The sequence below is a fragment of the Actinomadura viridis genome, assembly GCF_015751755.1.
GTDB lineage: Bacteria > Actinomycetota > Actinomycetes > Streptosporangiales > Streptosporangiaceae > Spirillospora > Spirillospora viridis.
The window spans coordinates 548821-562128 of sequence record NZ_JADOUA010000001.1; the positions used below are offsets into that span (position 1 = coordinate 548821).

A 13308-nucleotide genomic window follows, 5' to 3' on the forward strand; every position below is an offset into this window, starting at 1 on the left:
CCCGGACGGGGGTCGGGGCCACCGGCCGGGACGGGAGCGACCTCGTGCAGGACGGCGGCAGGCGGGTAATGACCCCGCATGCCGAACGAACGTGAACGGGACGACCATCCCGACGAGCCCACCGTCGACGCCGTGGGGGAGCTGAGCAAGGCCCTGGAGACAGTGGAACGGGCCCGCGGCCATCTGTACGCGTTCCACCAGCTCATGGGCACCGCGGACTTCACACTCGGGGGCGCGGCGGACCGGCTCGCCAAGGCGGGCCACCAGGCGTGGGCGGACGAGATCCACGATGAGATGGTCGGGCGGAACGTCCTGGAGGGGCGCTGGACGTTCCAGGTGGTCGAGGAGTTCGACGACACGTACTACGACCCGTTCCGCCGGATCGAGCGCCGCGTGCGCGACGACCTGGTGGGCGGCAGGCGGCACATGTACGAGGCGCGGCTCAAGGAGGAGAGGCGCAGCAAGGGGCGTCCCGGGCACGAGTCCGCACCGGGCACGTGAGCGGCGGTGCACGCCGTGCCCGGCCTGGTGGGCCACCGGGACGGGCACGGCGTACGGCGCGGGGACGGGGAGGGGCGGGAAAGGCCCGCGGGGAGAGTCCCGCGGGGAGAGTCCCGCGGGGTCAGGCGTGGCCGCGGGGTCAGGCGTGGTCGCGCATCCAGAGGCCGATCAGCTCGTCGGTCTCGGCGGTCGTGGCCGCGACGCTCTTCTCCTCATGGTCGACCTTGACGCCGACGGGACGGAGGTCGGGGACGAGGCCGCTGCCCAGCGCCTCCTGCTCGGGCATCCCCTCGTACGCTCCGGGCCGCCACCAGTAGACCTGCGGGGAGATGCTCCTCTCGCCCTGCTCCACGTGGGTGCGGGCGAGCGCCTGCATGGCCTCCAGCGCGGCGAAGAGGTGGGTGCCGCCGATCTCGTGGACGATCACGTACTCGGGGATGGGGAAGGAGACCAGGGCGCCGTACGGGGCCGGGCCGAGGTACCGCCTCAGGACGTGCACGTGGGCGCCGACGTAGCGGTGGGTCTCGCCGACGTGCGTGATCGGGACGTCCCACACGTCGCCGGTCTTGACGTAGTGCGGTTCCTTCTCCAGCGAGGCGCGGAGCGCGGCGGCGAAGACCAGGTCCTCCGGCGTCCCGCCGATCTGGACGCGGTTGACCGGCATGATCGAGTCGGGGTGGTCGGCGACGACCACCTGGACCAGGCCGGGGGCGAGGGGCCGCGCCAGCAGCGCGTCCCGCAGGCCGGGCGGGTCGCCGAGCGACTCCTCCGAGTAGAGCCGCACGCGCAGCGAGTCCGAGGCCATCATGCGCTCGATGTCGAACTCCTCGAAGCGCCGGAGGGCGTCGTCCGCCGGTTCCTTGCGGAGCCCGCGGACGAGCCCGGCGGCGAACTCGGCCGCGATCGCGGGCAGGTCGGCCCGGGAGTTGCGGCCGGCGTGGGCGCGCCACTCGACGATGTCGGCGGTGACGTCGGCGGCGCCCGGCACGGTGACGCTGATCGTCCCGGGGGAGGGGAGCCGCGCCTCGAAGCCCTCGTCGGCGAAGGCCCGGATCAGCGCGTCGCCGAGGATGTCAGGGGTCATCGTTCTCCGATCTTGAGCGGGATACCGGCTTTGGACTCGGGTACCGCGCCGGGGGTTCCGCCGGGTAGACCTCTCTGTGTGCGGGTGAGCTATGCGAGTGAGGCCACGCCTGGCCTGGTGAACGAGGACTACGTGGTGGCGGGCCCGGGATGGGCCGTCGTCCTGGACGGGGCGACCCCGCGGCCCGGGGTGGACGGCGGGTGCGCGCACGGGCCGGCATGGCTCGTACGGCGGCTCGGGAGCGAGCTGGCGTCCCGGCTGGCGGGGGAGGACGGCGAGCCGCTGCCGGACCTGCTGGCGGAGTCCATCCAGAGCGTGCGGGAGATGCACGGAGGGGCCTGCGACCTGGAGAACCGGGACAGCCCCTCGGCGACCGTGGCGATCCTGCGGCGGCGTGACGCGGTCGAATGGCTGGTGCTGGCCGACTCACCGCTCGTGCTGGAGGACGGGGACGGCCTGCGCGTCGTACGGGACGACCGGGTGGACCGCCTCCCCGACTACAGCGTCGAAGGCGTACGGGCCGCGCGCAACAGTCCGGGAGGGTTCTGGGTGGCGAGCACCCGTCCCGAGGCGGCGTACGAGGCGCTGACCGGACGGGCCCGGGGCGTGCGGCGGGCGGCCCTGTTCACCGACGGGGCGTCCCGGCTCGTCGAACGGTTCGGGCTGCTGGACTGGCGCGGCCTGCTCGACCTCTTGGAAGGGGAGGGGCCCGGGGAGCTGATCCGGCGTACCCGGGAGGCCGAACGCGAACGGGACGGCGGCGGTGCGCGGGGAAAGCGGTTCGACGACGCCACGGCGGTGTTCGTGCGCTTCTAGGGCGAGCCCGCCGGCGGCGGACCTCACGGTCGCGCCGCCGAACGGCCGGGAACGACCGGGAACGGCCGGGGACGGCCGAAGGGCCCCGGTCAGGCGCCGACGGGGTTCCTGGCGGGGGCGATGTGAGGCCACCATCCGGCCAGGTCCTCGGGGAGATGCAGGCCGTCCAGGGTGAGGCTGCCCGCCATCATCGGGTGGTGCCGCCCGGCCGGGAAGTGCCGCTCGTACGAGGGCGGGTCCAGGACGATGACGCGGGTGCCGTTGACCGCGGGGACGTCGGCCGGGACGCCCTCGTTGTAGATCCACTCGCCGTGCGCGTCCACCAGGTTCCAGGGGCTGCTGATGACCGGACGCCCCGGCGGCGTGTCGGCGTCCAGGAAGCAGGCGATGATCTCGGGCGTGGGCGGGGTGCCCGGCAGCCCTCCGGGACGGCCCAGCAGCGCGCCGGCCAGCAGGGTGTGCAGCTGGAAGTTGTCCCCGATCCCGCCGATGGTGACCGTCCAGCCCTGCCGGGTCCGCCGGTCCAGCACCAGGAGCCGCTCGTTGTCGAGCACCCGCAGGAGCTTGGCCACCCACCCCATCTGCTCGCAGTGCTCGGCCATGCGGCGGGTGACCGACACTTTGCGCTCCCGGTCGCCGACACCCGCCCGCAGTTCGGGCGACTTGGACAGCATGGTGTTGGCGCCGAGGGCGAAACGTTCCATCGAGAACCACGCCATCATCGCGCCCACCGGGTCCTGGAGGCGCGGTGCGAGGGTGTCGACGATCTCCTGGGAGGGCTGGCCGCCGGAGGGGCTCGGCGGATCGTTCCCGGTCGCGGCCCGCCACGCGTCGGCGAACGCGACCCCGCTGTCGGCCACCTCGATCGTCCTGTCCAGGAGGGGCTGCTCCACCCCGAAGGTGGTGGCGCCGTTCTCCACCCAGGCGCCCGCCATGATCGCGAGCCAGCAGCCGAGGTTGGGCGGCGCGGCGGCGATGCCCTCGCCCATCTTCATCATCGCCAGGTTCAGCACGACCGGCGGGAGCCCCTGGGATTCCTTCATCACCTGGGGCATCAGGTCGCTGAACGCCTGGTCCTCGGCCGTGGCCGCCCGGACCATCGCGTTCACCCGCTGCAGGAAGCCGTCATCCATGAACGATCACCCTGGCACAGTCCGGGGACAGGATCGGACGGACCTCCCCCTTCTTCGAACATGATTCTAGAATCCGGGTATGGACTCACAGGATTTCGCCGACGTGCTGGCGGCCGTGCGCGCGTTCGTCCGGGAACGGGTGATCCCGTGCGAGGAGGAGATCGAGGAGGCCGACGCGATCCCTGAGGAGATCCGCGAGATCTCCCGGGAGATGGGCCTGTTCGGCTACGCGCTGCCGCAGGAGTACGGCGGGCTCGGGCTCTCGCTCGGCGAGGAGGTGCGCCTGGTCTTCGAGCTCGGGTACGCCAGCCCCGCCTTCCGTTCGATGTTCGGCACCAGCAACGGCATCGCCGGGCAGGTGCTGGTGAACGCGGGCACCCCCGAGCAGCGCGACACCTGGCTGCCGCGGCTGGCGTCCGGCGAGGCCATCGGGGCGTTCGCCCTCACCGAGGCCGAGGCCGGCTCCGACCCCAGCCGGCTGACCACCACCGCGGTCCGCGACGGCGGCGACTACGTCATCGACGGCGCCAAGCGCTTCATCACCAACGCCCCCGAGGCCGACGTCCTCATGGTCTTCGCCCGCACCGGCGGGCCCGGAGCGCGCGGCATCTCCACGTTCCTGGTGGAGAGGGACGCCCGCGGCCTGAAGGTCGGCCCGGCGGACGCCAAGATGGGGCAGCGCGGCGCGCACACCGCCGAGGTCTTCTTCGACGGCGTCCGCGTCCCGGCCACGGCGATGGTCGGCCCCGAGGGCACCGGCTTCCGTACCGCCATGTCCTCCCTGGCCCACGGCCGGGTGAGCATCGCCGCCGTGTGCGTGGGGCTGGCCCAGCGGATCCTGGACGAGACCGTCGCCTACGCCAGGGAACGGTCACAGGGCGGCAGCAAGATCGGCGAGTACCAGCTCGTACAGGGCCTGATCGCCGACTCCCAGACCGAGCTGTTCGCCGGGCGCTCGATGGTCCTGGAGGCCGCGCGGGCCTACGACGAGGGCGAGGACACCAGGCTCGGCCCCTCCTGCGCCAAGTACTTCTGCTCGGAGATGCTCGGCCGCGTCGCCGACCGGGCCGTCCAGGTCCACGGCGGCATGGGCTACATGCGCGGTGTCGCCGTGGAACGCTTCTACCGGGACGCGCGGCTCTTCCGGATCTACGAGGGCACCAGCCAGATCCAGCAACTCGTCATCGCCCGCCAGCTGCTGCGCTGACCCGCGGCGCGGGCCGCGCGGAACGCCCCGGCGAAGCCGTCCGCGACCCGCCCGGAGACGGGGCCAATCGATTTCGCATGTGGCGCCCGGGCCGTGTATGGTTTCACTGCGCGAACGACACAAGCCCCTTTAGCTCAGTCGGCAGAGCGTCTCCATGGTAAGGAGAAGGTCTACGGTTCGATTCCGTAAAGGGGCTCAGAGAACGAAGGCCGTTCCGGACGATGATCCGGGACGGCCTTCGGCGTTCGCGGACTCGTGCGCACTCGGCGGCGGCCGTCGGCCGTCCGCCTGTAGAGCGGAGCCCGGCGGCCCGGCCCCAGCGCCCGGCCCCAGCGCCCGGCCCATGGGCCGTACGGGCACCGGCACCGGGCGTTCGCGGATTTCGCGCCACCGATGGCCCTGTGATACGGTCCCAGCGGTCCCAAGCGGGCCGTTCCCAGGTCACCGGCCAGGCCGAGACCTTGGAAAGGGCCCGCCGAAGACCGGTCTCGACGCCCGGGTCCCGATCATCCCGATCCCGATCCACGCGTTTCCAGGCTCCGGTGAACATCCGGTATCCTGGCGATACCGGTCGACATCGACCATCACGGCGGGGTAGCTCAGTCAGGCAGAGCAAGCGGCTCATAATCGCTGTGTCGCCGGTTCAAGTCCGGCCCTCGCTACTACTCGAGCCTCTCGTCCCCTCCGGGGGCGAGCGGGCTGGGTGAGAAACGCCGGCCGCCCTGGGAAGGGCGGCCGAGTATGTCCAAGTCCCTAGTCAGAAAGGCACTCCATCGTGGCTGCCACCGACGTACGGCCGAAGATCACGCTGGCCTGCCAGGAGTGCAAGCACCGCAACTACATCACGCGGAAGAACCGGCGCAACGACCCGGACCGCCTGGAGATCAAGAAGTACTGCCCCAACTGCCGCACCCACCGAGCGCACCGCGAGACCCGCTAACCAGGGTCCGGACGGGAAGTACTGCCCGCTGCGCTCTCGCACGGGGCCGGCACCCACCGAGCACACCGCGCACCGCGCGCACCTCGAGACTTGCCGGTCAAGTTCTGCACTCGTCCGGCGGGACACGCCGGGCGGCCGAGCCACGACCGTCCTTCGCGGACTGAGTGCGGGCCCGTACGGCGCAGGGCCTCTCAGCTTGCCTCGTTCAGCGTTCGCCTCGTTCAGCCCGTTCTCACGACGACCCGTGAGGGCGGGCTGAACGCCGTTCTGTTACCGTCCGATCCAGACCGAACGACGAGCTCCGGGCGCGGGCTGACGGGCCCCGGCCCCGTTCGACCGTGGAGGGACGGACTGCATGCCACTCAACCGTGATTTCATCGGGCGGAGTTTCCCGCCCAGCGACCCCTACGAGGTGAGCCGGGTGAAGATCCGGGAGTTCGCGGACGCGATCGGGGACGGCAACCCGATCTACCGCGACCCCGAGGCCGCCAAGGCGGCCGGCCACCCCGATGTCATCGCGCCGCCGACCTTCCCGATCGTGGTGTCGCTGGGCAACCCCGCGCTGGCCGACCCCGCGCTGGGCCTGAACTACGCGATGGTGGTGCACGGCGAGCAGCGCTTCGAGTACACCCGGCCGGTGCGCGCCGGCGACGTGCTGGTCTGCACCTCGACGATCACCGAGATCCGGTCCATCGGCAACAACGAGAAGATGGTCGTCGAGACCGAGATCGCCACGCCCGAGGGCGAGCCGGTCTGCAAGACCTACAACACGATCGTGGAGCGGGGGGCCTGATGACCGCCAGGGTGCAGTACGCCGACGTGGAGGTCGGCACCGAGATCCCCGCGCAGACCTACCAGGTCGACCGCGCCAACCTCGTCATGTACGCCGGTGCCTCCGGCGACTTCAACCCGATCCACTGGCGGGAGCGGTTCGCCAAGTCCGTCGGGCTGCCGGACGTGATCGCGCACGGCATGTACACGATGGCGCAGGGCGGCCGGTTCGTCACCGACTGGGTGGGCGACCCCGGTGCCGTGCTGGACTACGGGGTACGGTTCTCGTCTCCGGTGGTCGTGCCCGACGAGGGCGGCGCGACGCTGGAGATCAGCGGCCGGGTGGAGGAGAAGCTCGACGACAACAAGGTCGTCGTCGCGCTGACCGCTCGGTCCGGCGAGCAGAAGGTCCTCACGCGCGCCAAGGCCGTCGTCCGGCTCGCCTGAGGACGTCAGGGGCCCGATCGCGCGGGCCCGGGGACGGGGGCCGGGCGGCTCCCGCCCCGGCCCGCGCGATCTCGCGTGTACGGGAGGGGAAGACCACGTGGCGGTGTTCGCTGAAGAGGTGAACCTGGCCGGATACACCACGTTGCGGCTGGGCGGCCCGGCCCGCCGCTTCGTCGAGGCGACGACCGAGACGGAACTGGTCGCGGCGGTCCGCAAGGCCGACGACGACGGCGAGCCGCTGCTGGTCCTCGGCGGCGGTAGCAACCTGGTGGTCGCCGACGCCGGCTTCCCCGGCACGGTGGTGCACGTCGGCACCCGCGGCGTGGAGAGCTCCGCCGGCGAGCACGGCCGGATCAACGTGCGCGTCCAGGCCGGTGAGGAGTGGGAGCCGTTCGTCGCGCGCTGCGTGGCGGGCGGGCTGTCGGGCGTCGAATGCCTGTCGGGCATCCCGGGCAGGGTCGGCGCCACCCCCATCCAGAACGTCGGCGCCTACGGCCAGGACGTCAGCGAGACGATCGTCCAGGTCCGCGCGTACGACAGGATGGCCCGCAAGGTGGTGACGCTCGACCGCGCCGCCTGCGCCTTCACCTACCGCAACAGCGCCTTCAAGGGCACCGACCGGTACGTGGTGCTGGACGTCACCTACGGCTTGCGCGAGACCGAGGTGTCCCAGCCCATCGCCTACGCGGAGCTGGCCCGCATCCTCGGCGTACGGCCCGGTGCGAGCGTTCCGCTGAAGGAGGCCCGCGACGCCGTTCTGGAACTGCGGCGCGGCAAGGGCATGGTGCTCGACCCCGACGACCCCGACACCCGCAGCGCCGGGTCGTTCTTCACCAACCCGATCCTGGACCCGCCGCGGCTGGCCCGGCTGGAGCGCCGGGTGGCCGAACGGCTCGGCCCGGACACGGCCTTCCCGCGGTACCCCGAGAGCCCCGGCCCGGACGGGCGGCCCCGCGTCAAGACCTCGGCGGCCTGGCTGATCGACAAGGCGGGCTTCGCCAAGGGGCACGCCCGCGGCCCGGTGCGGATCTCCGGCAAGCACACCCTGGCCCTCACCAACCCCGGGAACGGACGCACCGCCGACCTGCTGGCGCTGGCCCGCGAGGTCCGCGACGGCGTGCGCGCCGCGTTCGGTGTCGAACTGGTCAACGAGCCGGTCTTCGTCGGCGTCAAGCTCTGACCTCGGACGCCCCCCGCTCGCTCCCTCGGTCCGCTCAGCCTCCGGTGGGGGTCCGTTCCCAGTCGGCGATGGCGGCCAGCACGCGCGTCCGGACCGACTCCGGGGCCGCCGAGCCGAGGATGGACTGGCGGGCCAGCTCGGCCAGCTCCGCGTCGCCGAAGCCGTGCTCGGCGCGGGCCAGCTCGTACTGCCGGACCAGCCGTGAGCCGAACAGCAGCGGGTCGTCCGCGCCGAGGGCCAGCCGGGCGCCCGACTCGTACAGGGTCCGCAGCGGGACGTCGGCGGCCGTCGCGGCCACGCCCAGGCTCACGTTGGACGCGGGGCAGACCTCCAGGGTCACCCCGCGCTCCACGATCTCGGCCAGCAGCCGGGGATCCTCGGTCGCCCGCACCCCGTGGCCCAGGCGGTCGGCGGACAGCGTCTCCAGGCACTCCCGGACGCTGGTGGGGCCCAGCAGCTCGCCGCCGTGCGGCACCGACAGCAGCCCGCCGCGCCGGGCGATCCTGAACGCCCCGCCGAAGTCGTAGGCGCGCCCGCGGCGCTCGTCGTTGGACAGCCCGAACCCCACGACGCCCTTCCCCGCGTAGCGCACCGCCAGCCGGGCCAGGGTCTTGGCGTCCAGGGGGTGCTTGGTGCGGTTGGCCGCGATCACCACGCCGATGCCGACGCCGGTGGCCGCCTCGGCCTCGCGGGCCGCGTCCAGGACCAGCTCGACGGTGGGGGTGAGCCCGCCGAAGCGCGCCGCGTACCCGCTCGGATCCACCTGGATCTCCAGCCAGCGCGACCCCTCGGCGGCCTCGTCCTCGGCCGTCTCGCGCAGCAGCCGGCGCAGGTCGCCGGGGGTGCGCAGGACGGAGCGGGCGATGTCGTAGAGCCGCTGGAACCGGAACCAGCCGCGCTCGTCGGTGGCGCGCAGCTTCGGCGGCCAGTCCTCGACCAGGGCGTCCGGCAGGTGCACCTCGTGCGCGGCGGCCAGCTCGACCAGCGTCGAGTGGCGCATGGACCCGGTGAAGTGCAGGTGCAGGTGGGCCTTGGGCAACGCCGCCAGGTCGCGCGAGGCCGCGCTGCCGTCGAGGGCCGGGGGGCGGTCGGAATCGTGACGGGGTGATGCGAGACGGGCCTCCATGACCCAATGTTGCCGGAACATGGTGCCCTCCGAACCATCGGCCCACCAGGACCATCAGTCCGGACTATGAACGATGGCACCTCATGGCCATGCCAGCTCATGGGCATCGGCGGGGTGTCAGCCGTACGGGGACGCGCTTCGCGGCCGGACCAGGGTGCGCCCGTGCCCGCGGGGCACCCGGAGGGGCGTTCCGGAGGCCGCGCGCCGGACGGCCGATCACGGCCAGTCGCCGCGAGTTCGCGGAGAGTCTGAAAAAACTTCTGGGAACCCTGCAACCCCTTCCGGGGGCCGCGCGTATATGGGGGGCGCAAGAGAGTTCAGAGGGCAGAAGGGAACACAGAGATGATTACGCTCAAGGCCGCTGTGATCGCTGCTTCCGCGGTGGGTGCCGTCGCCGCCGGAGGGGTCACGTGGGCCTCGGTCTCCCAGCCGGACGTGGCTCCCGTCGCCGCGCACGGCGAGATCCCCGCGGCCGTCCAGAGGGCCAAGGACGCCGTCCCGCCCGTCTCCCCGAACTGCCTGCCCGCCTCCGAGCTGGCCAAGAAGGGCAAGGAGGCCCTGCCCAAGAACGCCGTCCCGCAGGCCCCGCAGCTCCCGCAGCAGGCGCCCGACCTGAAGGACAAGCTGCCCGCCAAGCCCGAGGTGCCCGCCGTTCCCGCCCAGCCGGGCGTCAAGGCGCCCGAGGCCAAGGCGCCCGACGCCAAGGCCGGCGTCCCCGGCGCCAAGCCGGGCGCCCCGAAGGTCGAGCTGCCCGCCTGCCCGCCCGAGGCCAAGACCCTGCCCAAGAACGACGTCAAGGCGCCGCAGGTGCCGCAGGCACCGGCCGTTCCCCAGGTGCCGGCCCTCGACTGCGACAAGGTCGCCCCGGCGGTCCCGGTCGGCGGTACGGCCGAGCGCGCTCTCCTGCTGCCCAAGGGCCTCAAGCACGCCTCCACCGAGAAGGCCACCAAGCGGATCGGCACCGCGAAGTTCTGCAGCGTCACCCAGAAGTGGGTGCACCGGACCGGTAACGGCGCGTGGGTCACCGTCGAGCGGATCAAGACCCCCACCAAGGTCACCGAGCAGCAGCTGCGCCAGGCGCTGCGGCTGCCCGCGGCCACCCCGGGCGCCCCGGCCGCCTCGACCGCCGGCGGCGACGTCATGCGGCGCCTCCCCGGCGGTGCCACCGGCGTGCTGTTCTTCGACCCGGCGGGCTACTCGACGCTGGTCACCGGCAGCCCGGTCATCGGCGCCGGCCTGCAGGACGTGGCCGCCAAGCTGGCCCAGGCCGCCGAGGCCGCCCGGTAAGGACGGCGGCCACCCGGCCACCGGCCGGGCGAGACCAGCCGTCGAGTGACACACAACGTGGCGGGGTGGCCCCTGCGCGGGGGGCCACCCGCCGACCCGGTAGCCGAAAAGCTCACAGCCGGACGGAGCACAGTGGGGCGTCGAGACGACCAGTCGTTCGCCGAGTTCGTTACGGCACGCGGCACCGCCTTGTTGCGGACCGCCGCGTTGCTGTGCGGTGCCCATCAGGACGCCGAGGACATTCTGCAGACCGCCCTCGAAAAGGCGTATCGGCACTGGAAACGGCTGGATCCGGATTCCGATCCCGAACCCTACGTCCGCCGGATACTGGTCAATCTGGTGATCAGCCGGTCCCGGCGCTGGAAGGTGCTGAGGGAGATCCATATGGCGAAGCCGCCGGAGTTGCCGACCACGTCGGCGACCCACGCGGTGGAGCTGCGCGGAACCCTCATGGAGGAGCTGAACCGGCTGGGCCCGCGGCAGCGGGCGGTTCTGGTGCTGCGCTTCTGGGAGGACCTCTCGGAGGCGGAGACCGCGCGGGTGCTCGGCTGCTCGGTCGGCACCGTCAAGAGCCAGGCGTCCCGGGGACTGGCCAGGCTCAGGGAACGCCTCGACCGAAACCTGGCACCTATGGGGAGTTGAGCGATGGACCTGGAGAGTGAACTGCGGAAGGCCATGTCCGAACAGGTGGCCGAGGCGGCGGCTCCGCCCTCGCTCGTCGCCGACGTCCGGCGCCGCCACCGGCGCCGCCAGACCCGGATCCGGGTGACGGTCGGCGTGGCCGCGGCGGCGGTGGCCGTGGCGGTGGTGGCTCCCGGCTACCAGCCCTTCCGCGCGGAGACCGTGGGGTCGAACGGCACCCCGGACGGTTCCGGACGGACCACCGCTCCGGACCGGCCGGCGCAGCCGCCGGCCGCCTCGCCCCCCGCCTCGCCCGCGGCGTCCGGCGAGCCGAAGACCGGGGCGGCGACGGAGAAGCCAATGGAACGTGACGTTCCCGAGCCCGGCCGCAAGCCCTCCGGCGGCGGACGCGAGCGGGTGGTCGACCTTCCCGGCTGGGTGACCTTCCTGCCGCCCGGGCTGACCGCCGCCGAGCCGTGCGCCTCCCGCAGCGAGGGCGGGGACAGCACGGTCACCTGCCGCTGGCGCGGGGCGGACGGCTGGGTGGAGATCAAGGTGGTCCGCGGCCCCGGGACCGACGGTCCCGAGGACCTCATCACGGCCCCCGCCGTGCCGAAGTGGACGTCGGTCCGGGGAATGCGGGCGATCACCACCGAACGCCCGGACTCCGCGGGTCAGGTCGCCTGGATCGACCGCCCCGGTGTGGGCGTCATCGTGGCCGCGGGCGGTGGGAGCGTGCGCGAGCAGCTGATGCGCATCGCCGAAGGCGTCCGTCCCTGACGGAACGCCGCCGCCGGGGGGCGCCCCTGACGGTCTCCCGTCGCGGGACGCCCCCGCCGAAGTACCGGACCCGGCCCCTCCGGACGGTCGTTCGGCTCGCGGTCGTTCAGCTCGCCGTCGTTCAGCTCGCCTCGGAGAGGAGCTTGGCCACCCGGGAGACGCCCTCGACCAGGTCGTCGTCGCCCAGCGCGTAGGACAGGCGGAAGTAGCCGGGGGTGCCGAACGCCTCGCCCGGCACCAGGGCCACCTCGGCCTCCTCCAGGATCAGCGAGGCCAGTTCCACCGACGTCTCCGGGCGCCGGCCACGGATCTCCTTGCCCAGCAGCGCCTTGACCGAGGGGTAGGCGTAGAAGGCGCCCTCGGGCTCGGGGCACAGCACGCCGGGGATCTCGTTCAGCATCTTGACCATCGTCTGGCGGCGCCGGTCGAACGCCTTGCGCATCTCGGCCACCGCCGACAGGTCACCGGTCACCGCGGTCAGCGCGGCGGCCTGCGACACGTTGGCGACGTTGGACGTCGCGTGCGACTGCATGTTGGCCGCGGCCTTGATGACGTCCTGCGGGCCGACCATCCAGCCCACCCGCCAGCCGGTCATCGCGTACGTCTTGGCCACGCCGTTCACCACCAGCGTGCGGTCGGCCAGCTCGGGGACCACCACCGGCATCGAGTGGAACTCGGCGTCGCCGTAGACGAGGTGCTCGTAGATCTCGTCGGTGATCACCCAGAGCCCGTGCTCGTCGGCCCAGCGGCCGATGGCCTCGATCTCGTCGCGCGGGTAGACGGCGCCGGTCGGGTTGGACGGGGAGACGAACAGCAGCACCTTGGTGCGGTCGGTGCGGGCCGCCTCCAGCTGCTCCACGCTCACCCGGTAGCCGGTGGTCTCGTCGGCCACCACGTCCACCGGGACGCCGCCGGCCAGCTTGATCGACTCGGGGTAGGTCGTCCAGTACGGGGTGGGCACCAGGACCTCGTCGCCCGGGTCCAGCAGCGCCGCGAACGACTGGTACACCGCCTGCTTGCCCCCGTTGGTGACCAGGACCTGGGACGCCTCCACCCGGTAGCCGGAGTCGCGCGCGGTCTTCTCCGCGATGGCGGTGCGCAGCTCGGGCAGCCCGCCCGCGGGCGTGTACTTGTGGAAACGCGGCACCCGGCAGGCGGTGACCGCGGCCTCCACGATGTAGCCGGGCGTGGGGAAGTCGGGCTCGCCCGCGCCGAAGCCGGTGACCGGGCGGCCCGCAGCCTTCAGCGCCTTGGCCTTGGCGTCGACGGCCAGCGTGGCGGATTCGGAGATCGCGGCGATGCGCTTGGAGACGCGAGGTCGGTCAGTGCTCATACCCCTATCGTTACAGACGCCGCACGGTGACTTCAGCGGTATTCCACCCCTGGGGCCGAGGCGGCGACACGCGGGACGGTCA

The 13308-nt window shown here is 72.6% G+C and carries 14 protein-coding genes and 2 tRNA genes; 12 read left to right on the forward strand and 4 right to left on the reverse strand.

Annotated features, from left to right (window positions below; all coding sequences use genetic code 11):
• Positions 1-78 precede the first annotated feature (78 nt).
• Positions 79-501 carry a hypothetical protein gene (locus IW256_RS02370; RefSeq protein WP_197009378.1) on the forward strand — a complete coding sequence of 141 codons (423 nt, stop codon included), beginning with the start codon at positions 79-81 and terminating at the stop codon, positions 499-501.
• A gap of 139 nt (positions 502-640) precedes the next feature.
• On the opposite strand, the gene IW256_RS40750 is transcribed toward IW256_RS02370, so the two are convergent.
• Positions 641-1585, reverse strand: coding sequence for a hypothetical protein (locus tag IW256_RS40750; protein WP_231403613.1), 945 nt, complete (start codon positions 1583-1585; stop codon positions 641-643).
• An 84-nt stretch (positions 1586-1669) separates the two neighbouring features.
• On the opposite strand from IW256_RS40750, the gene IW256_RS40755 reads away from it, so the two are divergent.
• The gene (locus tag IW256_RS40755; protein ID WP_307828711.1) at positions 1670-2401 is read left to right on the forward strand and encodes a protein phosphatase 2C domain-containing protein; all 732 of its coding nucleotides are present in this window, start codon (positions 1670-1672) and stop codon (positions 2399-2401) included.
• Positions 2402-2490: 89 nt separating this feature from the next.
• On the opposite strand, the gene IW256_RS02380 is transcribed toward IW256_RS40755, so the two are convergent.
• The gene (locus IW256_RS02380; RefSeq protein ID WP_197009380.1) at positions 2491-3534 is read right to left on the reverse strand and encodes a hypothetical protein; all 1044 of its coding nucleotides are present in this window, start codon (positions 3532-3534) and stop codon (positions 2491-2493) included.
• A gap of 79 nt (positions 3535-3613) precedes the next feature.
• Between IW256_RS02380 and IW256_RS02385 the strand changes: the two genes are divergently transcribed.
• The 7 genes from IW256_RS02385 (at position 3614) to IW256_RS02415 (ending at position 8079) form a co-directional block, all read left to right on the forward strand.
• Positions 3614-4741 (forward strand): acyl-CoA dehydrogenase family protein, encoded by a 1128-nt coding sequence (locus IW256_RS02385; protein WP_197009381.1) that lies wholly within the window; start codon positions 3614-3616, stop codon positions 4739-4741.
• 123 nt (positions 4742-4864) lie between these two features.
• Positions 4865-4937: transfer RNA gene (locus IW256_RS02390), tRNA-Thr, on the forward strand.
• A gap of 392 nt (positions 4938-5329) precedes the next feature.
• Positions 5330-5403: transfer RNA gene (locus IW256_RS02395), tRNA-Met, on the forward strand.
• A 113-nt stretch (positions 5404-5516) separates the two neighbouring features.
• Positions 5517-5681, forward strand: a complete 165-nt coding sequence (gene rpmG, locus IW256_RS02400) for a 50S ribosomal protein L33 (protein WP_067812252.1) — start codon at positions 5517-5519, stop codon at positions 5679-5681.
• A gap of 355 nt (positions 5682-6036) precedes the next feature.
• A complete protein-coding gene (locus IW256_RS02405; RefSeq protein WP_197009382.1) occupies positions 6037-6474 on the forward strand; it encodes a MaoC family dehydratase N-terminal domain-containing protein in 438 nt (145 codons plus the stop codon).
• On the forward strand, positions 6474-6899 hold the full coding sequence (locus IW256_RS02410) for a MaoC family dehydratase (protein WP_197009383.1): 426 nt from the start codon (positions 6474-6476) through the stop codon (positions 6897-6899). Before IW256_RS02405 ends, IW256_RS02410 begins: the two co-directional genes overlap by 1 nt.
• Before the next feature lie 97 nt (positions 6900-6996).
• Positions 6997-8079 carry a UDP-N-acetylmuramate dehydrogenase gene (locus IW256_RS02415; protein WP_197009384.1) on the forward strand — a complete coding sequence of 361 codons (1083 nt, stop codon included), beginning with the start codon at positions 6997-6999 and terminating at the stop codon, positions 8077-8079.
• 34 nt (positions 8080-8113) lie between these two features.
• Here IW256_RS02415 and IW256_RS02420 read toward each other — a convergent pair whose 3' ends face one another.
• On the reverse strand, positions 8114-9205 hold the full coding sequence (locus IW256_RS02420; protein WP_197009385.1) for an adenosine deaminase: 1092 nt from the start codon (positions 9203-9205) through the stop codon (positions 8114-8116).
• Positions 9206-9568: 363 nt separating this feature from the next.
• On the opposite strand from IW256_RS02420, the gene IW256_RS02425 reads away from it, so the two are divergent.
• From IW256_RS02425 to IW256_RS02435, 3 genes are all read left to right on the forward strand, one after another.
• A complete protein-coding gene (locus IW256_RS02425; protein WP_197009386.1) occupies positions 9569-10492 on the forward strand; it encodes a hypothetical protein in 924 nt (307 codons plus the stop codon).
• Between the two features lie 132 nt (positions 10493-10624).
• Positions 10625-11134, forward strand: a complete 510-nt coding sequence (locus IW256_RS02430) for a SigE family RNA polymerase sigma factor (RefSeq protein WP_197009387.1) — start codon at positions 10625-10627, stop codon at positions 11132-11134.
• Positions 11135-11137: 3 nt separating this feature from the next.
• A complete protein-coding gene (locus tag IW256_RS02435; protein ID WP_197009388.1) occupies positions 11138-11893 on the forward strand; it encodes a hypothetical protein in 756 nt (251 codons plus the stop codon).
• A gap of 121 nt (positions 11894-12014) precedes the next feature.
• Here the strand turns inward: IW256_RS02435 and IW256_RS02440 are convergent, their stop codons facing one another.
• Positions 12015-13226 (reverse strand): pyridoxal phosphate-dependent aminotransferase, encoded by a 1212-nt coding sequence (locus tag IW256_RS02440; RefSeq protein ID WP_197009389.1) that lies wholly within the window; start codon positions 13224-13226, stop codon positions 12015-12017.
• Positions 13227-13308 lie beyond the last annotated feature (82 nt).

Coding starts and splice junctions, on each gene's coding strand:
- IW256_RS02370 (WP_197009378.1), top strand. CDS start 79: ATGCCGAACGAACGTGAACGGGACGACCATCCCGACGAGCCCACCGTC.
- IW256_RS40750 (WP_231403613.1), bottom strand. CDS start 1,585: ATGACCCCTGACATCCTCGGCGACGCGCTGATCCGGGCCTTCGCCGAC.
- IW256_RS02380 (WP_197009380.1), bottom strand. CDS start 3,534: ATGGATGACGGCTTCCTGCAGCGGGTGAACGCGATGGTCCGGGCGGCC.
- IW256_RS02385 (WP_197009381.1), top strand. CDS start 3,614: ATGGACTCACAGGATTTCGCCGACGTGCTGGCGGCCGTGCGCGCGTTC.
- IW256_RS02405 (WP_197009382.1), top strand. CDS start 6,037: ATGCCACTCAACCGTGATTTCATCGGGCGGAGTTTCCCGCCCAGCGAC.
- IW256_RS02410 (WP_197009383.1), top strand. CDS start 6,474: ATGACCGCCAGGGTGCAGTACGCCGACGTGGAGGTCGGCACCGAGATC.
- IW256_RS02420 (WP_197009385.1), bottom strand. CDS start 9,205: ATGGAGGCCCGTCTCGCATCACCCCGTCACGATTCCGACCGCCCCCCG.
- IW256_RS02435 (WP_197009388.1), top strand. CDS start 11,138: ATGGACCTGGAGAGTGAACTGCGGAAGGCCATGTCCGAACAGGTGGCC.
- IW256_RS02440 (WP_197009389.1), bottom strand. CDS start 13,226: ATGAGCACTGACCGACCTCGCGTCTCCAAGCGCATCGCCGCGATCTCC.